The following is a 557-nucleotide window of genomic DNA, read 5'->3' as shown; positions in this document are numbered from 1 at the left end:
CGCGCGATTCGCCGGGCGTGCAGCCTCCTGCTGCTGCGGCCGCCGCATCACCGCCGTCACCGGCGCGAGCACGACGCTTCGCATCTCGATCCCGGCAGCCCAGGCGGAGATGCGCTCCAGCGCGACGGGTGTGACCTCGCCGAGATAGCCCAGCGCGGCGCCGCGGGCCCGTGCCACGCGCTCCAGCTGCGCCAGACGGGCGTCGATCTCGTTGCGTCCGGGAGGATCATCCACCACCACGTCGACGCCGCGGCCCCAGGCGCGCTGCGGGTCGCCGGCGCCGGGGCGCGGGTCGAAATAGAGCAGCCCGCGATCGGCCAGCGCGATCTGCAGGCGGGAGAAGGGCTCGGCCAGGGCGGCGAAGCGCTCGCCGCGCATGGCGCCGATCCMGCCGATGGCGCCGACATGGCCGGGATAGCGCGCCAGCAGCCAGTCCMGCCGCTGCGCATTCTCCGCCCAGGAGAGGCCGGTCAGCAGCGCGCGATTGCCGGGATCGTTCATCGGGAAGCCCGCGGGCTCCATCGGGATGGCCAGCAGCGTCTCGAAGCCGCGGTGCC

At 74.6% G+C, this 557-nt stretch carries 1 protein-coding gene; it reads right to left on the bottom strand.

Features of this window, described 5'->3' with window-relative positions:
* Nucleotides 1-557: divergent polysaccharide deacetylase family protein (locus tag AC1DWF_RS37545; RefSeq protein WP_476843493.1), on the bottom strand; the 557-nt coding region annotated here is incomplete at both ends.

It is taken from the genome of Aminobacter sp. P4_D5 (assembly GCF_056401815.1).
The sequence above is the reverse complement of the archived record's forward strand: the minus strand, read 5'-3'. Positions and strand labels throughout refer to the sequence as shown.